This is a genomic window from [Erwinia] mediterraneensis (assembly GCF_900604315.1).
GTDB classification, from domain to species: Bacteria; Pseudomonadota; Gammaproteobacteria; order Enterobacterales; family Enterobacteriaceae; genus Pantoea; species Pantoea mediterraneensis_A.
On sequence record NZ_LR026978.1, the window covers coordinates 598,592 to 619,202 of the forward strand.

General features: G+C 54.9%; 21 protein-coding genes and 1 pseudogene. 11 read left to right on the forward strand and 11 right to left on the reverse strand.

Annotation, left to right across the window (positions count from 1 at the left end; all coding sequences use genetic code 11):
• Positions 1–6 precede the first annotated feature (6 nt).
• From fliM to fliF, 8 genes are all read right to left on the reverse strand, one after another.
• Positions 7–1,005 carry a flagellar motor switch protein FliM gene (gene fliM, locus E0E17_RS02835; RefSeq protein ID WP_130831324.1) on the reverse strand — a complete coding sequence of 333 codons (999 nt, stop codon included), beginning with the start codon at positions 1,003–1,005 and terminating at the stop codon, positions 7–9.
• Between the two features lie 5 nt (positions 1,006–1,010).
• A complete protein-coding gene (gene fliL, locus E0E17_RS02840) occupies positions 1,011–1,565 on the reverse strand; it encodes a flagellar basal body-associated protein FliL (protein ID WP_237680752.1) in 555 nt (184 codons plus the stop codon).
• Positions 1,566–1,685: 120 nt separating this feature from the next.
• The gene (locus tag E0E17_RS02845) at positions 1,686–2,876 is read right to left on the reverse strand and encodes a flagellar hook-length control protein FliK (protein WP_130831326.1); all 1,191 of its coding nucleotides are present in this window, start codon (positions 2,874–2,876) and stop codon (positions 1,686–1,688) included.
• Entirely contained in the window at positions 2,873–3,319 is a 447-nt protein-coding gene (gene fliJ / locus E0E17_RS02850; RefSeq protein WP_130831328.1) for a flagellar export protein FliJ, read from the reverse strand. Before fliJ ends, E0E17_RS02845 begins: the two co-directional genes overlap by 4 nt.
• A gap of 14 nt (positions 3,320–3,333) precedes the next feature.
• A complete protein-coding gene (fliI, locus tag E0E17_RS02855) occupies positions 3,334–4,707 on the reverse strand; it encodes a flagellar protein export ATPase FliI (protein WP_130831331.1) in 1,374 nt (457 codons plus the stop codon).
• Positions 4,704–5,420 carry a flagellar assembly protein FliH gene (locus E0E17_RS02860; protein WP_237680753.1) on the reverse strand — a complete coding sequence of 239 codons (717 nt, stop codon included), beginning with the start codon at positions 5,418–5,420 and terminating at the stop codon, positions 4,704–4,706. The genes fliI and E0E17_RS02860 overlap by 4 nt, the downstream gene beginning before the upstream one ends.
• Positions 5,407–6,393 (reverse strand): flagellar motor switch protein FliG, encoded by a 987-nt coding sequence (fliG, locus tag E0E17_RS02865; RefSeq protein WP_130831333.1) that lies wholly within the window; start codon positions 6,391–6,393, stop codon positions 5,407–5,409. The genes E0E17_RS02860 and fliG overlap by 14 nt, the downstream gene beginning before the upstream one ends.
• 8 nt (positions 6,394–6,401) lie before the next feature.
• Positions 6,402–8,078 (reverse strand): flagellar basal-body MS-ring/collar protein FliF, encoded by a 1,677-nt coding sequence (gene fliF, locus E0E17_RS02870; protein WP_130831335.1) that lies wholly within the window; start codon positions 8,076–8,078, stop codon positions 6,402–6,404.
• 291 nt (positions 8,079–8,369) lie between these two features.
• Here fliF and fliE point away from each other — a divergent pair, with 291 nt between their 5' ends.
• From fliE to E0E17_RS02920, 10 genes and pseudogenes are all read left to right on the forward strand, one after another.
• Positions 8,370–8,705, forward strand: a complete 336-nt coding sequence (gene fliE, locus E0E17_RS02875; RefSeq protein ID WP_130831337.1) for a flagellar hook-basal body complex protein FliE — start codon at positions 8,370–8,372, stop codon at positions 8,703–8,705.
• Positions 8,706–8,749: 44 nt separating this feature from the next.
• Entirely contained in the window at positions 8,750–9,613 is an 864-nt protein-coding gene (locus tag E0E17_RS02880) for a CheR family methyltransferase (protein ID WP_130831339.1), read from the forward strand.
• Positions 9,610–10,656, forward strand: coding sequence for a protein-glutamate methylesterase/protein-glutamine glutaminase (locus E0E17_RS02885; RefSeq protein ID WP_130831341.1), 1,047 nt, complete (start codon positions 9,610–9,612; stop codon positions 10,654–10,656). The genes E0E17_RS02880 and E0E17_RS02885 overlap by 4 nt, the downstream gene beginning before the upstream one ends.
• A gap of 72 nt (positions 10,657–10,728) precedes the next feature.
• Positions 10,729–11,118 carry a chemotaxis response regulator CheY gene (cheY, locus tag E0E17_RS02890; protein WP_130831343.1) on the forward strand — a complete coding sequence of 130 codons (390 nt, stop codon included), beginning with the start codon at positions 10,729–10,731 and terminating at the stop codon, positions 11,116–11,118.
• A gap of 4 nt (positions 11,119–11,122) precedes the next feature.
• On the forward strand, positions 11,123–11,764 hold the full coding sequence (cheZ, locus tag E0E17_RS02895; RefSeq protein WP_130831345.1) for a protein phosphatase CheZ: 642 nt from the start codon (positions 11,123–11,125) through the stop codon (positions 11,762–11,764).
• A 118-nt stretch (positions 11,765–11,882) separates the two neighbouring features.
• Positions 11,883–13,034, forward strand: coding sequence for a flagellar biosynthesis protein FlhB (gene flhB / locus E0E17_RS02900; protein ID WP_130835447.1), 1,152 nt, complete (start codon positions 11,883–11,885; stop codon positions 13,032–13,034).
• Positions 13,027–15,141 carry a flagellar biosynthesis protein FlhA gene (flhA, locus tag E0E17_RS02905; protein ID WP_130835448.1) on the forward strand — a complete coding sequence of 705 codons (2,115 nt, stop codon included), beginning with the start codon at positions 13,027–13,029 and terminating at the stop codon, positions 15,139–15,141. The genes flhB and flhA overlap by 8 nt, the downstream gene beginning before the upstream one ends.
• Positions 15,123–15,533 carry a flagellar protein FlhE gene (locus E0E17_RS02910; protein ID WP_130831347.1) on the forward strand — a complete coding sequence of 137 codons (411 nt, stop codon included), beginning with the start codon at positions 15,123–15,125 and terminating at the stop codon, positions 15,531–15,533. Before flhA ends, E0E17_RS02910 begins: the two co-directional genes overlap by 19 nt.
• Before the next feature lie 153 nt (positions 15,534–15,686).
• Positions 15,687–15,984 (forward strand): annotated as a pseudogene (locus E0E17_RS02915) (type II toxin-antitoxin system RelE/ParE family toxin).
• Between the two features lie 31 nt (positions 15,985–16,015).
• Positions 16,016–16,306, forward strand: coding sequence for a helix-turn-helix domain-containing protein (locus tag E0E17_RS02920; RefSeq protein ID WP_130831351.1), 291 nt, complete (start codon positions 16,016–16,018; stop codon positions 16,304–16,306).
• A 68-nt stretch (positions 16,307–16,374) separates the two neighbouring features.
• Here the strand turns inward: E0E17_RS02920 and E0E17_RS02925 are convergent, their stop codons facing one another.
• From E0E17_RS02925 to fliD, 3 genes are read right to left on the reverse strand one after another with little or no spacing between them, the layout of a single operon-like run.
• Positions 16,375–16,743, reverse strand: coding sequence for a flagellar protein FliT (locus tag E0E17_RS02925; RefSeq protein ID WP_237680754.1), 369 nt, complete (start codon positions 16,741–16,743; stop codon positions 16,375–16,377).
• The gene (gene fliS, locus E0E17_RS02930; protein WP_130831353.1) at positions 16,736–17,116 is read right to left on the reverse strand and encodes a flagellar export chaperone FliS; all 381 of its coding nucleotides are present in this window, start codon (positions 17,114–17,116) and stop codon (positions 16,736–16,738) included. The genes E0E17_RS02925 and fliS overlap by 8 nt, the downstream gene beginning before the upstream one ends.
• A 54-nt stretch (positions 17,117–17,170) precedes the next feature.
• Positions 17,171–18,643, reverse strand: coding sequence for a flagellar filament capping protein FliD (gene fliD / locus E0E17_RS02935; protein ID WP_130831355.1), 1,473 nt, complete (start codon positions 18,641–18,643; stop codon positions 17,171–17,173).
• A 686-nt stretch (positions 18,644–19,329) separates the two neighbouring features.
• Between fliD and E0E17_RS02940 the strand changes: the two genes are divergently transcribed.
• The gene (locus E0E17_RS02940; RefSeq protein ID WP_130831357.1) at positions 19,330–20,457 is read left to right on the forward strand and encodes a FliC/FljB family flagellin; all 1,128 of its coding nucleotides are present in this window, start codon (positions 19,330–19,332) and stop codon (positions 20,455–20,457) included.
• Positions 20,458–20,611 lie beyond the last annotated feature (154 nt).

The window sequence follows — 20,611 nt, forward strand, 5'->3', positions numbered from 1 at the left end:
GGGAAGTTACTCCTGTTGCAAAGAGATTAAGGCTGAACGGATCAGGCCCTCTACTTTCAGGGCATACTGATTATTCACGGCACCATATTTGCCGGTTAACACCGGTACGCCGCCCACTCTGGCTTCGATAGTTTCTGTTTTCTCCAGCGGAATAACGTCCCCTTTACGCAGTTGCAGAATCTGCGACAGGCGCAGAGAAGTTTCGGCAAACTGCGCAACCAGCTCCAGTTCGGTTTCTCTGACCTGAAGCGCCAGTTTTTTACGCCAGAGAATATCTTCCTGGCGGGTATTCTCTCTGGGCGCATTGGTCAGCAACTCACGTAACGGCTCAATCATGCTGAACGGGATACAGATATCGAATTCCCCGCTGTGTGCACCGATCTCAATATAAAAAGGCGTAGTCACCACGATATCGTTTGGCGAGGAGGTAATATTGGTAAATTTCACCTGTATTTCCGCCCGGACATATTCGGTGGTTAAATTAAAAATCGAACTCCATGCATATTCATAAGCTTCCAGCGCCATATTCAGCATGCGTTTAATCACGCGCTGTTCCGTGGGGGTAAATTCCCGCCCTTCCACTTTGGTCGGAAAGCGCCCGTCGCCGCCAAACAGGTTATCGACTGACATAAATACCAGGTTTGGCGAAAAGACAAAAAGCGCTGTACCGCGCAGGGGGTGCATATGCACCAGATTAAGGTTGGTCGGCACCGGCAAATTACGGGCGAATTCATGGTACGGCTGGATTTTAATATTACCCACGCTGACATCGGGACTGCGGCGTAACAGATTAAACAACCCGATACGAAACTGACGCGCAAAACGTTCGTTAATAATTTCCAGCGAGTGCAGGCGTTCACGTACGACACGACGCTGCGTATTCGGGTCGTAAGGCTTAATCGCCTCCTCTGTCACCTGGCCTGTGGCAGCACTGTCACTGCCAGCGCTGTGACTGCCATTCAGTAAACGATCAATTTCATCCTGAGATAATATACTGTCAGACATATCGATTACCGTAAAATGAAGGCGTTAAATAAGACATCAGTAACATCAGCTTTCTGGTCAGGATAGAGAGGCTTACTCACTTCGGTTTTAATACGTTCCACCAGTAGCGCCTTGCCCTCATCGCCTGCAAGCTCGCTGGCATTCTGCTGGCTGAATACTCTCAGCAGGCGGCTGCGTATTTCTGGCAGGTATTTTTCAATTAACGTTCGGGACGCCTGATTTTTAAGTCGCAGCGTAATGCCAATATAGAGGACCCGGTCATCGTCATGCTCAGCGGGCTGCAGGCTGACGGTAAAAGTTTCCAGCGGAAAATAGATCGGTTCTGCCGCTGCGGTTTCTGTCGATTTATTCTCTTTTTCTTTACTCTCTGGTAGATTTGCTGAACTTTCTTTTAGCTGATAGCCGAAATAGCCCACCGCCGCGCCTGCAAGAAGCGCAAAAAATAAAAACAGCACAACCAACAGCGGCCGTTTTTTCGCACCAGCCTGCACTTTCTCATTATCTGTTGACATGAAATGATTAAATCCTGATAAATAAATCCCGTGATTAAAGCGCGCCATTACCTGAGCCACCTATATTAATACAGCCGCCCCGGGAAACAATTTGTTGATAAGCCGAAATTACTGCGACTATCTTGGTGAATAAATAAAAACAACCCGCCCCGTTAATTGCCGGGTGACTCAGACAAAAGTATTTACCCCGCTAAACCGTGTCATCCTCTGCTGCGGCTGCGCCTCGTTAACAGGTTCCGTAATCTCAACAGCCTCACCGCCCTGTTCGGTACTGCTACTGAAAGCGGAGCCCTGGCCGGATGATGAATCGAACCCCTGCGGTGATGACGAGAACGCATCCCAGGCTGCGCTATCTGCTCCCACGCTGCTCTGACCCAGATGAATACCCGATTCGTCCAGCAAGCTGCGCAGATGAGGCAACGCCGCTTCCAGCGCGGCTTTTACCTGCTGACTGGCAGTCACGAAATGAATCTGGGCCTGATCGCTATGCAGCCGCAGATGAATCTGCAGCGAACCCAGCTCTTCCGGCTGCAAACGCAGCTCAGCATTATGAATACCATTGCGTGTAAACAGCATAAGTTGTTGTCCCAGGGCATGCTGCCATGCTGGCGTCCCTGCTGGCAGCTCCAGCACGCCCGTCGCTGCGTTTGCCGGTAAGACGCCGATCGGGCTGTGAGATGGTGCTGGTGGCAGCGCCGGGCCTGCCAGTGTTTCCCGCACCAACGCTGGCTGCAGCCCCTTATCGGCATGCTCTGGCACCTCCGCATGAGCAGGTGGCACGGCGTGCGCTTCAATCTGCTTCTCAGGCCTGGCGGCAGTGATGTCCGTCAGTCGCTCCGGCTGGCTGCGACCAGCGGCGGGCAATTTCTCCTGAGGGTGCGTCGGGTTCGTTGGCAGGAAAAAGGCATCCCGCCGAGTCACTGCCTCCGGGGTCGTATCCGCTGCGTCGCCCCTTAATATTTGCAGCGGGTGGGAGGCCAGCCCGGCAGTCAGCGCGTCACCATGCGCTGTGGCCCCGGCTGCCGTTGCCAGCGGCTGAGGCATAAGCGCTGGCGTCACGCTCTGTTGATGATTCTCAGACGCCGTCTGCGGCTGAGGCGGAGAATCGGTGTCCTGCGGAACCGCCGGCATGGCTGGCGCTATCAGCGTTGCCAGTGTCGCCTGTGGCAGTTGCGTGTTAACACCGGCGTCCGCTGGCGTTTCCTGATCAGCCGATGTTTTCCCTTTTCCCCTAAGGTGAGCGGCTACAGGCAGGATTTTCGCTTTCAGCGTGGCTGCAAAGTCTTTACTCGCGGCGGCATCAGGCTGTTTCAGGTTAGCCTCCGGCAGCGGGAGGTCAGCAAGCGCTTTAATCATCATTTTTCTTTTCTCAAACTGGCACGTTGGGCATATTCATCCATCATTTTTTGCTCCTGCCGATTCTGCTGCAGCATCAGGGCGGCATCGGCACGCATTTTTAACGAACAGAACGCATTAAACCGTTGTTTATCCTGCCGCCATGCGCTCAGCGCCCGATCAACGGCAGCCTGACAGGCGGCGACATGGGAACGATGCTGTTCGACAGCGTTGCCCAGCGCATGAATAAATGCCCCATAGTTCATCAGGTTGATCACCGATATCCCTTCCCCACTGGCTGCACGCTGTAAATAGTCACGATATTCCGCCTGATACTTCAGCAACGTATCATGCTGACTGACAGCTTCCCGGTGCGCCTGGCGCATTTTTCCCAGCCTGGTGGCCGCATCATCCAGCGACCGCTGCGCCAGATCGCGCAAAATATCGAGCGGAGAGGTGGCAGACATCTGAAAGCGCTCCTTTAGTGTTCACTCGCCTCGGGGAAGAGCGCCACGAGTTTCTCGCTCGCCTCTTCGTATGAAACACAATCGTGGATCCCCTGCCGCAGGTAGCTTTCCAGCCGGGGATAGAAGGAGATCGCCTGGTCCAGCAGAGGATCGCTGCCGGCGGCATAAGCGCCGACGCTGATCAGATCGCGGTTACGTTGATAAGCCGAGAGCAGCTGTTTAAACAACTGCACTTTCCGGTAGTGTGCGCCGTCAATCAGTTCAGTCATGGCGCGGCTAATGGACGCCTCAATATCGATAGCGGGATAGTGGCCCGCTTCCGCCAGCCGACGCGACAGCACCACATGCCCATCCAGAATGGCGCGGGCGGAATCGGCAATAGGATCCTGCTGATCGTCGCCTTCGGTCAGTACGGTATAAAACGCCGTCACCGAGCCGCCTCCACTGATGCCGTTACCGGCACGTTCTACCAGCGCCGGTAAACGGGCAAAGACCGAGGGCGGATAGCCTTTCGTCGCCGGCGGTTCGCCAATCGCCAGCGCGATTTCACGCTGTGCCATGGCGTAGCGCGTCAGGGAATCCATGATCAGCAACACATCCAGGCCACGGTCGCGGAAATCCTCGGCGATGCGCGTGGCGTAATCGGCGCCCTGCATGCGCAGCACTGGCGAGACGTCAGCGGGGGCGGCGATCACTACCGCACGACGGCGTCCCTCTTCACCAAGAATGTTGTCGATAAAATCTTTCACCTCCCGGCCACGTTCGCCGATCAGGCCAACCACAATCACATCCGCTTTGGTATAGCGCGCCATCATGCCCAGCAATACACTTTTCCCGACGCCAGAACCGGCGAACAGCCCCATGCGCTGACCGCGCCCCACGGTAAGCAGACCGTTGATGGCGGTCACGCCCACATCCAGTACCTGCCGGATCGGGTTGCGCAGCAAGGGATTAAATGGCGGAGTGAACAGCGAGCCCGGACGCGTATCGCCGGGGGCGGGCAAACCATCCAGCGGTCGCGCGCTGGCATCCAGCACTCGTCCCAGCAAACCAGGTCCCAGCGGCAGCTGCTTGCCCTGTGCCGCGCCCTGCGACCCGGCAACATATACGCGCGCACCGGGTAACATCCCCTCCATGTTGCCCAGCGGCATTAAAAACAGTACCTGACCGTTAAAACCCACCACTTCAGCTTCAACGTTAACCATGCCCGCGTCACTCTCCCGCTCGACGATACAGACCGTTCCAATAGCGAGTTTTAATCCCACTGCTTCCATCACCAGCCCGGTGGCGCGGATCAACCGGCCATACTGGCGAAAAGGAGCGAGCGCGCTGAGCTGCTGTTCACGCTTATCCAGCTGGTTAAGCCAGGTGGTCAGAAGCGAGGTCATGCGCCGGACTCCTCACGACTGAGATCGCATAAAGCCTGCCAGGTGCTCTCCAGGGTGGCGTCCAGCTCGCCCTCATCGGAGGTGATGCGGCAACCGCCAGGAGCGATGGCATCATCCGCGAGCAGCGTCCAGCCCCGGCTCGCCAGCAGCGCGCCGCACGCATGCTGTACAGTCGCCAGCTGACTGGCGCTGACGCGCAGCTGCAGCTGACCGTTTAACAGGGTCTCCTGTTTCAGCAACTGCTGGATGTTTTCCAGCAGTTGCGCAGGGTCGCAGCGTACGCTTTTCCCGACGATGGCCCGGGCCGCCGTCAGGGAAAGCTGCACCAGACGGGCAGGAACAACACTGTTCAGCTGGGCTAAGGCTTCCTGAAATTCATCGATCAGGCAGGTCAGGCGATCGGCCTGCTGCTGGTGCTGCGCGCGCGCTTCGGCCAGCGCCTGTTCAGCCCTCTCCTGTCGTCCCTGCGCCACGCCCGCCAGATAGCCCTGCTGTTTGCCCTCTTCTACGCCCCGGGCATGTCCCTGCGCAAAGCCCTGCTTCTCTGCCTGTTCGCGCCGCCGTTTAAGTTCCAGCTGCAACTGCTCTTCGACAGACGCCGCGCTGGTGACGTCGGCATCGATCTCTGTGCTGAAATCGTCATACTCCACCAGCAGATCTGCCGGTTGCCAGGGCCGCCAGGCGGCGTGCAGCTCAGGCTCAGACATAGACATCTTCGCCGCCTCCAATCACGATCTCGCCCGTTTCGGCTAAACGCCGCACCACCAGCAGGATGTTTTTCTGCTCCGCCTCCACCTGCGACAAGCGTACCGGCCCGCGAGACATCAGATCTTCCGCCATAATATCCGCCTGACGTTTGGACATATTGCGGAAGAACTTGTCGCGTAACGGCTGCGCCGCGCCCTTCAGGGCAACGATCAGCGACTCATGTTCAACTTCCTGCAGAATGCGCTGGATGCTGCGATCCTCAACCTCCACCAGGTTCTCGAACAGGAACATCTCATCGATAATTTTCTGCGCCAGCTCCTGGTCAAAAGCGCGCACCGCTTCAATGGCGGCCTCTTCCTGCTGCGATTTCATCAGATTGAGAATTTCCGCCGCCGGGCGCACCCCCCCCATTTTGCTGCGCTTGAGATTCTGCCCGCGCAGCAGGCTATCCAGCACTTCCGTCAGCTCCTGCAGCGCGGCGGGCTGGACGCCGCCAAAAGTGGCGATACGCAGCATAATGTCGTTGCGCTCGCGGTCGTCGAACCGTGCCAGCACATCTGCCGCCTGAGCGCGCTTCAGGTGGACCAGAATGGTCGCGATAATCTGTGGATGCTCGTCACGGATAAGGTCGAACACGGCGAGCGGATCCATAAAGTTAAGGGTTTCAATTCCATTGGCGTTGTTGTGCGACTCCAGCAGATCTTCCAGCAGGCTGTTCGCGCGCTCTTCGCCAAGCGCTTTTACCAGCACCTTACGCAGGTATTCATTGGTATTGACGCTCAGCGCCGCATACTCTTCGGAGTCGCGCTGGAAATCTCCCAGCACCTCTGCGAGTTGCTCATGGGTAAAGCTGCTCATGCTGACCATGGAGCTGCTGATTTGCGTCACTTCATGAGCGTTGAGGTGGCGGAAAACCTCGGCGGCACGCTCTTCGCCCAGGGTGAGCATTAATATCGCACTTCTTTCAGAGGCATTCATGGTGCGTTCTACTCCTTATTCATCCACTGACGAATCACCAGCGCAATCAGTTGCGGCTCATGTTCGGCGATATCACGCAGCTGCTGCGCGCCCACTTCGGTATCAATGCGCTGCTGGGCTCTGGCCCGGCTCTGTTTTTCCTGCCGCTCTTTTTTCGCATCCAGCGCCGCCTGATGTGCCGCTTTCTCCAGCTCAAGACGCTGACGGACAAATTCCTGCTGGCGGAACCAGGCGGGCTGCACCAGCTTGCGCCACAGCACCCAGCCAGTCAGGGCAATCAGCAGATAGCGCGTTGCAGAAATCAGCAGGTTAATAAACGCAGGCTGCTTCCAGAACGGGGGGAGTGCCGCATCATGCTCGTCGCTGACAAAGGCGGTGTTCACGACATTCACGGAGTCGCCCCGGCTGGCGGAGTAGCCGATCGCCTCTTTCACCAGGGTTTCGATCTGCGTCAGTTGCGTTTTGCTTAACGGCGTTGCTTTACCCTCTTTTCCGTCCTGATAATTCACCACCACTGCTACAGAAAGACGTTGAATCGTCCCGCTGCTGTGTTTGATATGTGTCAGGGTACGGTCGAGTTCATAATTGGTGGTTTCCCCTTGCTCGCTGCTGTAAGACTGCAGGCTGCCGGAGGCGCTCCCCGACGTGGATTTTTCCGCCTTTTTCTCTGCGCCCGTGTTTTGCGCCGGGGCAGGCTTTTCAATCGGTGCCGTGGCTGGCACCGGCGGCTGGTTGGTTAACGCACCCGGAATCCCCTCCGCACCCTTCCTGCCACCCTGCTCAGAGAGGTTAGTCTGACGACTGCGGATGGCCATTTTGTCGGGGGCGGTATTGGGCTGGTATTGCTCTGCCGTTTGTTCACTCAGGGTGAAATCCAGTTGCGCGGTGACCTGAGCACGCACATTACCGACCCCCAGGACCGGTGCCAGAATCGCCTGAATACGCCGCTGATACTCATCTTCAAGGTTACGGGTATAGGTTAACTGGGCGGTCTGTAGTGCCTGGCTCTGATTTTGTGACAGCAGATGGCCGCTTTGATCGAGAATCGTGACCTTGTCGGCCGCCAGTCCGGCAACGGCGCTGGAAACCAGATAAGCGACGGCATTCACCTGACCGGCATCCAGCGTACGTCCCGGATGTAAATTCAGCGTCACCGACGCGGAAGGCGGTTGTTGTTCATGAACAAACAGCGACGGCTTAGGCATAGCCAGATGCACCCGTGCGCGCTGCACCGGTCCCAGGGTTTCAATGGTGCGGGAAAGCTCCCCCTCCAGTCCGCGCTGATAGTTGATCTGCTCGCTGAACTGGCTGATGCCAAATTTTTCCTGATCAAGCAGTTCAAACCCTACCGCCCCGCCTTTTGGCAGCCCCTGGCGGGCCAGGGCTAACCGCGCCTCATAGACCTTATCTTTCGGAACCATAATGGCCCCGCCCTGTTCAAAACGATAAGGCACCTGCATCTGCTGCAGCTGCGCCACAATAGCGCCGCCATCCTGATCGCTGATAGTGCTGTACAGCACGCGGTAGTCAGGCGTTCTGGTCCAGAGTAGCAACGCTATCAGCACAGATATCACCGCCGCAGCGGAAATAAGCAGTGTTATTTTGGGATTAGCACGAATACGTTCTAATGCCGCCATGGCATTAAATCTATTCTTTAATGCGCTCTCTTCTTGTCTGGCCGTCATGCCGCAATCCTGTTAAAAAATAAATAATGCAATGTGAACGCCATAGCTCTTTTTCGTTAACTGATAAGCTGTAATAACAAGCCGGACAGATCTTTGCTGAAATTTCGCAGGGCGCGCATTATCGGTCAGAACACGGAAATTTTAATGTCTGATAAGCTGAAACTTCTGTCAGCTTATTTCGCCATGCTGCAAACCAGGGTTAGGGTATAATTCATTCCGTAAACTCGCCGGAAATAAATCCAGAACTTACGGTTATTTCCTTTTACAGCCAAATTTAAGCAGAGAAAAGATATGTCGGTTCAGATGATGAACGCTGTGCTGGCGCAAATTAATCGCCAGGCACAAGAAAGCGCCACCCTGACGCCTTTATCCGCCATTGATTCGCCCCTGGCGCCAGAGAGTCACGCTTCCTTTGCCGATATTTTATTAAACAGCATTGACAGTGTTAACAAAATGCAGACCGAGGCCAGAACCCTGTCACAGGATTATCTGACCGGTAAGCCTGGCGTCGGGCTGAATGATGTTATGGTCTCATTACAAAAATCGGGTATTGCATTAAACCTTGGCATTCAGGTGCGTAATAAAATGGTTAACGCCTATCAGGAAATCATGAATATGGCGGTGTAACATCAGCGAAAAAATAATACTTTCTGTGTCCAGACCGGAACATCATGTTTAACCTGAAAAAAAGCCCGGAGCAACGCAGCGCAAACTTACACGTCCGGCAGGCGCTATCCGGACAGGAATTGCAAAAAATCAGCGAGTTGATTTATCAACGTGCCGGCATTGTGGTGACGCCACAAAAACGCAACATGGTTTATAACCGGCTGGCGCGTCGTTTGCTCGATCTGAATATGAGCTGTTTTAGTGATTATATTTCCCTGCTGGAGAAGCATCCCACAGGCGAAGAGTGGCAGCGTTTTATTAATGCGCTTACCACCAATTTAACCTCTTTTTTCCGGGAGGCACACCACTTCCCCATTCTGGCCGGGCATGCCCGCGCCCGGCAGAGCGGTTATAACGTCTGGTGTACCGCCGCATCCAGCGGAGAGGAGGCGTATTCTATTGCCATGACGCTGGCAGAAACTCTGGGCCAGAATATAGCGGGCCCGCGCGTCTGGGCTACCGATATTAATACCGAGGTTTTAGCCACGGCGATGAACGGCGTCTATCGTCTGGCGGATATTGAAAATCTGTCGCAGAGACAAAAAAAGAACTGGTTTATGCGCGGCAAAGCGCCGCACCAGGATCGGGTAAAAGTCAAAAAGCAGCTGCGCACTACGATCTGTTTTCAGCAATTAAATCTGCTGGAGAGACGCTGGGATATTCCTTCCCCCTTTGATGCCATATTTTGCCGCAATGTCATGATCTATTTTGATCAAAAGACGCAGCACCAGTTGTTGTTGCGTTTTGCCAGAATGCTCAAACCGGGCGGCCTGCTGTTTGTTGGCCATTCAGAAAATTTCAGCAATCTGGATATTCCGTTTCGTCTGCGCGGCCAGTCCGTCTATGAACTGAAACAGGTAACATCATGAAAAAAATCAAGGTGCTCAGCGTGGATGATTCCGCCCTGATGCGCAAAATCATGAGCGATATCGTTAACTGCCAGCCCGATATGTCCATGGTGGCCGTAGCGCCCGATCCGCTTGCTGCCCGCGATCTGATCAAGCAGCACAACCCGGATGTATTAACGCTCGATGTCGAAATGCCGCATATGGATGGACTGGATTTTCTTGAACGCCTGATGCGCCTGCGTCCGATGCCGGTGATCATGGTTTCATCTCTTACCCGGCGCAACTCTGACGTCACCCTGTGCGCGCTGGAGCTGGGCGCGGTGGATTTTGTCCCCAAGCCGCAGCTGAACTTTTCCGCTGGTCTCGACCCCTTCGCTGACGCGATCGCAGAGAAAATCCGCATCGCCGCGCAGAGTAAGCTGCAACACCAGACTCGACAACTGCCGCCGCCCGCCCCCCTGTTCAGCCGCCAGGCGGGCAGCAAAAACGTTATCGCCCTGGGCTCCTCCACCGGCGGGACCGAAGCCTTGCGCCAGATATTGTTGCCGCTGCCACAAACCAGTCCGGCGCTGCTGATCGCGCAACATATGCCACCGGGCTTTACCCGCTCTTTTGCCGGACGGCTGGACAGGCTGTGCCAGATCCGTGTGCGCGAAGCCGTGGATGGCGAGCCGGTGCTGCCGGGTCATGCCTATATCGCACCCGGCGGGTTGCACATGATGCTGGCCCAGGCCGCCACCGGCTATCGCATCACCCTCAGCGACGCGCCACCCGTGAATCGTCATCGTCCGTCGGTAGACCGGTTGTTTCAGTCGGTGGCCCGGGTTGCCGGTAAGCAAGCCGTTGGCGTGATCCTCACTGGTATGGGCAATGATGGCGCGCAGGGGCTGGCCGAGATGCGTCAGGCGGGTGCCTGGACGCTGGCGCAAAGTGAAAAGAGCTGTGTGGTTTATGGCATGCCGCGCGAGGCCATTGCGCTGGGCGCAGCATGCGATGTTGTCGATCTTGACCAGATTAGCGAGCGCATGTTGCGCGCTATCCCCGGTCAGATACCTCTCCGCTGATGCCGGGTATACCGGACAGCCTGTTTTGGCCGCGCTGGCGGCCAGTGAGTTTTCGCAGGAAAAATGATGGCTATGGCTGATAAAAATTTGCATTTTCTGGTTGTTGACGATTTCGCCACCATGCGTCGTATCGTACGCAATTTGCTGAAAGATTTAGGTTTTAATAATGTGGAAGAGGCTGAAGATGGCCTGGATGCCCTGAGCAAGCTGCGTACCAGTCATTTTGATTTCGTTATCAGCGACTGGAACATGCCGAATATGGATGGCCTGCAGTTGTTGTCGGAAATTCGCCAGGATACCCGGCTCAGTCGCCTGCCGGTGCTGATGGTCACCGCAGAAGCGAAAAAAGAGAACATTATCGCCGCCGCGCAGGCGGGCGCCAGCGGTTATGTGGTGAAGCCTTTTACTGCCGCCACGCTGGAAGAGAAGCTCGGCAAAATCTTCGAAAAGTTGGGAGGGTGAGCAGATGGAAACAACGCCTCCGGCCCAGCCTGAAAAGAATCTGCGCGAGGTTTTTTCCCGTATCGGCTGTCTGACCCGACTGCTGCGCGACAGCATGTCTAACCTCGGTCTGGATCGCGCCATTATTGATGTTGCCGAAGCGATACCTGATGCCCGCGATCGGCTGAATTATGTGGTGGGAAAAACCGCCCAGGCGGCCGACCGGACACTCTCCTGTGTGGAAACGGCGCGTCCGCTGCAGGATCAGCTCTGTCAGCGCGCCCTGCCGCTTAAACAGCGCTGGGATGCGTGGTTTGTCGAACCGGTGGAAATGCCGGTTGCCCGTCAGCTGGTGATCGATACCCGTGCCTTTCTCAGCGATGTGCCCGAACTGACCCGGCTGACCAACCAGCAGCTACGGGAGATCATGATGGCGCAGGATTTTCAGGATCTTACCGGCCAGGTGATCAAAAAGATGATGGAGCTGGTTGAGGACATTGAAAAGGAGCTGATTCAGGTGCTGATTGAAAACCTGCCGGAGATGCAAAACAGGGTCAGCGGGAAAGAAGAGAGCCTGAAAAACGGCCCGCCGATCAGGCAGGAGCAAGCGGGCGTGGTCGCCAGCCAAAGCCAGGTAGATGACCTGCTGGAAAGTCTGGGCTTTTGATGAAGCGCAGTGGGTTGCGCGCCGGGCCGCTGCAGGCGCGGTTATATCCAGACGTACAGCCAGCAGCAAAGGTTACAGCGCAGACCGGCCGCAGCACCGGAAGAAATGAAGCAACATGATGTCCTCAGAGAATGATGCCGAAAAAACCGAATCCCCTACCCCGTACCGACGCGAAAAAGCGCGGCAGGAAGGGCAAATTCCGCGCTCACGCGAGCTGACCTCCGTCCTGATGTTGCTGACAGGCTGGTCGCTGATGTGGACCACAGGCGCACAGGTGGCGCATCAGCTTGCCCGGCTTTTACAGCACGGCCTGATGTTCGACAACCTGCTGTTGCAGGACGCTGGCAGCATGATCCGGCAACTCTCGACGCAGTTCAGCGCCGCGGCTGCTTCGTTACTGCCTTTTCTGTTCGGGCTGTTTCTGGTGGGGCTGACCGCGCCCATGCTGCTGGGCGGTTTTTATCTGAGCAGTAAAGCGCTGAAGTGCGATCTCTCCCGCCTCTCACCGCTGGCAGGTTTTAAGCGCATCTACTCTGCGCAACTGCTCACGGAGCTGCTGAAAAGCGTCCTGAAGGTGATTTTTGCGGGAACCAGTTGTGCGCTCTATCTGCATGCGCACCGGGCGTCAGTGATGCAGCTTCCGACCGTTGCTTCAGGAATGGCGATACGGGAGGCCTGCACGCTGATTCTGCACTGTACCCTGCTGGCTGCGCTCGCGGTTATACCGATGGCGGCATATGACATTCTTTCTCAACTACACAGTCACAACAAAAAACTGCGCATGACTCGTCAGGAGATACGCGATGAATTTAAAGAACAGGAAGGGAATCCGCAGCTGAAAGGACGCATCAGGCAGATGCAGCGCGCCATGGCCCGGGGACGCATGATGGCGGATGTCCCTGACGCGGATGTGATCGTCAATAACCCTACCCACTATGCCGTCGCCCTGCGCTACAGGGAGGGTGACATGGCCGCGCCGGTTCTGCTGGCGAAAGGTGCGGGCGCAGTGGCGTTACGCATTCGGGAAGAGGCTGCAAAACATAACATTCCGATGCTGGAAGCGCCGCCGCTGGCACGCGCTCTTTACCGTCATGGCGAGATTGGCGATCCGATCCCCGCCGCGCTCTACAGCGCCGTGGCTGAAGTCCTGGCCTGGGTTTACAGCCTGGAACGCTGGCGCAAAGCTGGCGGCCTGCAGCCGAAAAAACCTGAAAACCTGCCGGTGCCTGCGGCACTGGATTTTAAACATGAGAGTGAAATTGATGGCTAACCTTGCCACCCGACTACGTCTGTCCGGTCTGAAAGAGACGCCGTGGCAGATTCTTGCCGGCCCGGTGCTGATCATGCTTATTCTGGCCATGATGGTGCTGCCGCTGCCCGCTTTCGTGCTCGATATGCTGTTCACCTTCAATATTGTGCTGGCACTGATGATATTGCTGGTGGCGATGTTCACGCAGAATACGCTGGAATTTGCCGCCTTTCCCACCGTGCTGCTCTTTTCTACCCTGCTGAGGCTGGCGCTGAACGTCGCCTCCACCCGTATTATTCTGCTGCACGGCCACAACGGTGCCAGCGCAGCAGGCCGTGTCGTGGAAGCCTTTGGTCACTTTCTGGTGGGGGGCAATTTCGCTATCGGCATCGTAATCTTCGCCATTTTGATCATTATTAACTTTATGGTGATCACCAAAGGGGCAGGCCGTATCGCTGAAGTCGGCGCGCGTTTTGTGCTGGACGGTATGCCGGGCAAACAGATGGCGATCGACGCCGATCTGAACGCCGGTCTGATTGGGGAAGAAGAAGCGAAACGCCGTCGCAGCGAAGTGACGCAGGAAGCCGATTTCTACGGTTCGATGGATGGCGCCAGTAAGTTCGTGCGCGGCGATGCTATCGCCGGGCTGTTGATTATGGGCATCAATATTCTCGGCGGTCTGCTGGTAGGAGTCATCCAGCATGAGATGTCCTTTGCCGACGCGGGTTCCACCTATACGTTACTGACCATTGGTGATGGTCTGGTGGCGCAGATTCCGGCATTGATTATCTCTACAGCGGCGGGGGTCATTGTCACCCGGGTCGCCACCGGGCAGGATGTCAGTGAGCAGATGATGGCTCAGCTGTTCACCAGTCCGCGCGTGATGACGCTGTCAGCTGCCGTGATTGGCTTGCTCGGTATGATCCCCGGCATGCCCAACCTGGTCTTTTTACTGTTTACCACTGCGTTGCTTGGTCTGGCCTGGTGGCTGCGTGGTCAGCAAAGCGGCGGCAGCGTAAAAAAAGATCCTGGCGACACGGATGAGAGCAGCGCTGCCCACGCAGACGCGCTACAGGCTGCGGAAGCCTCCTGGTCAGACGTGCAGATTGAAGATGCGCTGGGTCTGGAAGTGGGCTACCGCCTGATTCCCATGGTAGACAGCGTACAGGGAGGGGAACTGCTGACGCGCATTCGCGGCATCCGCAAAAAAATCGCCCAGGAGATGGGCTTTTTACCACCGCCGGTGCATATCCGCGACAATCTGGACTTAGCCCCGACGGCTTATCGCATCCTGTTAAAAGGCGTTGAGATTGGCAACGGCGATATTCAGCCAGAGCGCTGGATGGCGATTAACCCTGGCTGTGCCGCAGGCGATCTGCCGGGCGATAACTGTCAGGAGCCCGCCTTTGGTTTACCCGCGATCTGGATCCATGAAGTGCAGCGCGAGCAGGCACAAATTCAGGGCTACACCGTGGTCGATCCCAGCTCGGTGGTGGCGACCCATCTGAATCACCTTATCGGCCTGCATATTGAAGAGCTGTTTGGCCGTCAGGAAACCCAGCAGCTGCTGGATCGCCTCAGCAAAGAGATGCCCAGGGTGGTGGAGGAGCTGATCCCCGAAGTGGTGACCCTGACGCAGTTCCATAAGGTTTTACAGAATTTGCTGGCCGAACAGGTCTCGATTCGCGATATGCGCACTATTATTGACACCCTGGCGGAATATGCGCCGGTGCAGAAAGATGTGGATGAGCTGACCGCCCAGGTGCGCATCCGGCTGGGACGCGCCATCACTCATCAGTGGTTTAAGGGCAGCAACGACATTCAGGTGATCGGCCTGGATACCCAGCTGGAAAGGATCCTGATGCAAACGTTGCAAACCGGCAACGCGCTGGAGCCGGGCATCGCCGCGAACCTGATGAGCCAGACAGAAAAAGCGATCCAGTCGCAGGAGGCGCTCGGACTGGCACCGGTGCTGCTGGTAAATCAGCCCCTCAGGGCCATGCTGTCACGTTTCCTGCGTCGTGTCTGGCCGCAGCTGGTGGTGCTCTCTAATCTGGAGATCAGCGGTAACAAAACCGTACGCATGCGCAGCGTGATTGGAGGCCAGGAATGCGTTGCGTCAGAGTGATTGTGCTCGCCCTGGTTGCCCTGCCCCTGCTGGCGCAGGCCGCCAGCGGGACCTGGAGTAAAAAGAGCGCTGGGGGTGTGGTCAGCGTCGGTCATCAGGTGCTGGTGAGTCGGGCGCTGGTTGCGCCTGTTCCACTCCCTGGCAGCGCCAGCGCCACACGCATCACCTGGCACATCCGGCTGTTGAATCCGCCGCCCGTCGGGCTGGAGATAAAGCTTTGTACTCCTGCGCGCTGTGTGCCGCTCAAAGCGCTGAGCGGCGAGTTACAGTGTACTCTCCCCCTCTCCCCCGCCGGCCCCTTCCGCTTTATCTATTCGGTTGCTCATCACGGCCAGCTGATTCCGGCCCTGAATGTGGTCAGTAATCAGCTGACCGTCACTTACCGCGATTGATATTCTGAATCTGGTTTGCAAATCTGCCCGGGGCTTTCGTATCCCACCTGACATCTCCCTGGTTTACTTTTAAAACAGCAATTTGCAAGCTGATGACACAGGTCATCAGACAACAGTTTGCGATTATACAAAATACGTATAATTAAGCAGGGAATGCGCAAAAATTTAGCTTTTTGTCGGCAGCAGCCGGGAAGATCTGCTCAGCTTTCCACAAGATATGCGTCAGGAAATCGGTTTTCAGCTGGACAGAGTGCAGCAGGGCTGGACTCCTGTTGACGGGAAACCTTTTATTACCATTGGGCCTGGCGTCTGTGCAATTCGTGCCAGAGATGAAGAGGGTAGTTATCGGGCAATCTACGTAACGAAATTTCCCCAAGCCGTTTATGTGTTGCACTGTTTCCGCAAGAAAACCCAGGCAACACGTCGGCCAGATATCCATCTGGCACAGTAACGACTCGGTGCCCTTATACAGGAGCGTAACAATGAAAATTGAAACCTTTGACAGTGTCCGGGATGCCATCAGCGAAACGCCGGAGGAAGCGGAGAAAATGAAAATTTGTTCGCTGTTGATGTCCGCGCTGAACGCCTGGATTGAAAAGCGTGGACTGGGCCAGGCAAAGGCCGCCATTGTCCTGGGCGTCAGCCAGCCCAGGCTCTCAGAGCTCGCCCACGGCAAGATCAGTCTGTTCAGCGCAGACAAATTGATCGTCATGATGGCCCATGCTGGCATCTATATTAAGGCAATTGAATTCAGCGAACCCGCGGCGGCGTGAAAAGTCGGGTAGCCAGGCTGAAAGGAGAAGGCCATTTTATTATACCGGCGAAAATGACCTTCAGGATATTAATGAAAGGATTGTGTAATTTGTGTGGAATACGCCTGGGCGCATTTTTTCCCCTGCTGTAAAGACGACATTTTTTGGGTCAGGAAATCGAGACGGCTACGCAATCTTTCCGTCATCTCTTTTTCATTCTCTTGTAACAACCTGAGCGCCTCATTCAGCGCCTGTTTTTTATCGCTGCTCAGCGTGCCGCGCATTTTTTCAATAAATCCACTCAGACAAATAATATAGTCCTCTACCGTATCGATAAATTCGTCCCACTTTTCTGCGCGGGCAAGATCAAGAAGTTCACGGTTAGAATGCATTATTTTTTCAAAATGCAGGTTAGGTTCATCTTTATCCATATTGGGCCTGTTATTGGGTTTATTCAATTTCTTTCCATGCGCTGGCGATATTCATCAGCAGTTCGTCAACATGATCGATCAACGCCGGGTCGTTATGCAGATTAGCCCGTAGCAGCGTGCGCGACAGATACTCATATAATCTATCGAGTTCTCCTGCCACAGGTTGTCCTTTCTCATGGTCCAGTGCGCTGCGCAGACCATTATCAATAATATTAATAGCCTTAGAAATCAGTTTACCCCGCTCCGCCACCTTGCCCTGCTCAATACATATTTTGGCTCGTAACAATGCATTATGGGCACCCTCAAATAACAATGTAATAAGCTGATGGGGGGTCGCACCCGATAATTGACTTTGCAGACTCACCTCAGCGTACGCCTGAACTCCTCTCGCGGAATACATACTATCCTCACTTAATATTAACAGGGCAACGCCGCGCCCTGTTTTATGACATGCTCACATCGACGACAACAGACTGGTCAGGGCATTACTCATGCCGGTGATTTTTGACATGCTGGCATCGAGGTTTTGAAACTGTATGCGGTAACGCTCTACCTGAGCGTCTACCAGCTGCTGTGTTTTGGCGATCTGGCTGGCGACAATTTTTACCTGATCGTTCAGGCTGTCGGTGGTGCTTTTGATTTGGCCATCAATATGGTTGGCCGTATCGCCGATAAAGGTGGTGATAAGGGTATTCAGCTGCGTCGCCATCCCCTGCTGACCATTATGATCCTGAAAAATATTGGCGATCTGCCCGGGGTTATCCGCAATCGCCTCATCCAGCTTACTCTCATCCAGCGTCATCTGGCCGGTGGCCGCATCGATCTTAATACCGAGATCGGCCAGTGAGCCATAATCTGCGCCGCTGTCGCCGTAGACGCCGTTAACGGCAGAACGAATATCCCCGACCATACCGCGCAGCATCGAGTCGCCTACCAGCGCCCCGTTTTGCGCATTAGGTTTGGCGAGACTGTCGCTGGCAAGCCCTTTGGTATCGCTGGGCACATATTTACTGGCCGCGCTGGTCTGTTTCAGCAGCGCATTGTATTGCTTTACAAATTCCTGCAGGCTGGTTTTGATCGCCGAGGTATCTTTTGTCAGCGTCAGCTGCTCAGATTTATAGTGGCCCTCCTCCTGTGCGGAAACTGCCTTCAGGTTGAGCGTAACGCCGCTGATGATATCGGAGATATCGTTGCTGGAGCGGGTATAAGTGCTGCCATCCACCTCCAGTTTTGCGTCCTGCGCCGCGGTGACTTCCGTCATGGCATTCGGCGTAGGCCGGGTCAACTGACCTGCGTCCTGACCATCAGAGTGATAGTTCAGAATCCCCGCCAGGTTGTCATCCCCGTCCACCGTAACGGTCATCTCGCCATCGCTGCCGGTGGTTTTGGCGCTGAACACCAGCTGATAACCGTTGTCGGTACGCTGTACCGAGGCTGAAAGGTCGCCGCCCTGTTTGTTGATCGCTTTGGCGATATCGTTCAGTGAGGTTTCATCATCTTTCAGCCTGACCTCTATCTTTTTACCATCTCCCTGCGTAATGGTAATGGTGCGCTCGCCGCCAGCGCTGGTGCCCAGATCCTGATCGGCGTTATCAAAGGTTGTGGTTTTAATCTTATGGGCGGTTGCCAGTTGCATGACGGTAATTTCATGGCTGTCGGCGGAAGCGTCTGAGGTGGCGGTCGCGCTGAACGCCGTGTTGGTACTGACGCTCAGGGTATTGAAGGCATCCTGCTGCAGCTTTTTCACGCTGCTTTGCAGACTCGACAGGGCGCTGGAGATCTTGCCCCAGCTGGAGATTTTCGCCTGGTAGCTGTTCTGTAAGGCGGTATAGGGGGTCAGCCGCGTCTGCTCTGCCGCCTGTAGCTGGGTCAACATGGTTTCCAAATCGAGACCGGAGCCGACACCCAGTGAAGTCATGGTCGTCATCTGTTACTCCTCTTTTAAGATTGTGCTGTAGAAGTACGCTCTGATAAATATCGGTTTGCGTCAGGGAAAAGATTAATTTTTCCCGCGACCGTCTCGTCTGAAAGGTTACCTGCACCGCCGGAGTTAATCAGCCGGTTCTAAAAAAACAAACATTATAGCCCCCGTTTAATAACCGATTAATCTGCCATTGACGGACAGAGAAGCAACCATATTGTCCCGCGCTGGTTATTATAAATCATTCCACCGCTAACTTCCTGATGCTTTTATTACCCTGCTGTAAAGAGGCACAAATCTCCTGCACAAACTACCATTATAAAAAATGCTTAACTATCAAATGAATAAGAAAAGACTCATACCGTAGACATACCTGATGCTTCTGCTTACCTGTTTATATAGCGGCACTTATGCGTTGTTTTTATTTTATTGCTTATCCTGTCATGCTCCTGCTGAACATAAATTTAACATCAAAATAAAAAAAATGCTAATAACATAAAAATCACGACAAAAAATCGTCACCAATTCCGTAACGCGCCGGCGTTTATTATTTACGCAATCAGTTACCGGCGGTAAATTTTTATTTTAGAAAAAAATCCCACAAACCGATTTTCTTTAAGGTGAGCGGAACGTTGTATTCATTCACTCATTACGTTCCGCAAGTAGCAGAAATATCAACAGAGGAATTTTCAATGGCTCAAGTCATTAATACTAACTCATTAAGCCTGGTTGCTCAGAACAACCTGAATAAATCGCAGTCTGCGCTGGGCAGCGCTATTCAGCGTCTCTCTTCCGGTCTGCGTATTAACAGCGCCAAAGATGATGCAGCAGGTCAGGCGATCTCCAACCGCTTTACCGCCAGCATTACCGGCCTGACCCAGGCGTCCCGTAACGCCAACGATGGTATCTCTATTGCCCAGACAACCGAAGGCGCACTGAACGAAGTGAACGATAACCTGCAGAATATCCGTCGTCTGGCGGTGCAGGCGGCTAACGGCACCAACTCAGAATCGGATCGTCAGTCCATTCAGGATGAAATCAATGCCCGTCTGGATGAAATCAACCGTATCTCTGAACAGACTGAATTTAACGGCGTTAAGGTACTGAGCAAGGATCAGACACTGAGCATTCAGGTGGGTGCCAACGATGGTGAAACCATCGATATCCAGCTGAGCCAGATGAACGCCAAAACCCTGGGCCTGGATGGCTTTAGCGTAACGCAGATTGGAGGAAATAAAGGCACGCAGATCTCTGCAGGCATGTCCGTGAGCGGTCATGACAACGGTGCTAATGCCGATGTTACTGTGGCGCTGGATGACGCTAAGCTCACTGAGGCCAAAACGGCGGCGTTTGGCGCCAAAGGTACCGGTGAGATCTACCAGCAGGAAGATGGCAGCTTTATTGGTATCGGTAAAGATGAAAGCGGCAAGGATGTGTATACCAAAATCACCGCGACATTCACTCAGGGTACCGGCGGTGCTGATGACTCTGTCGCCTTTGCCAAAGGCGCTGATATGACACAGGATGAAATCGATGCGGTAAAAGGCAAGCCGATGACTGAAGTTATCGACGCCGCGCTTTCTCAGGTTGATAAACTGCGTTCCGGCCTGGGTGCGGCGCAGAACCGCTTCGATTCTGTTATCAGCAACCTCGACAGCACGGTCAACAACCTGTCTCAATCCCGTTCCCGTATCCTGGATGCCGATTACGCGACGGAAGTTTCCAATATGAGCCGTGCGAACATTCTGCAGTCTGCCGGTACTACCGTACTGGCGCAGGCGAACCAGGTCCCGCAGAACGTCCTCTCTCTGCTGCGTTAATCCTGACGCGCCGCGGCACGGACCGGCCAGCGGAAAGCGCAAACAAACTCCCTGCCACCCGGCGGGGAGTTTTTTATTACCAACTTAAAACCACGTCCTGTGGACGTGGTTATCGCCTCGGTTTTGGCTCTGCCGGTAAAAACCCGCCCATGTC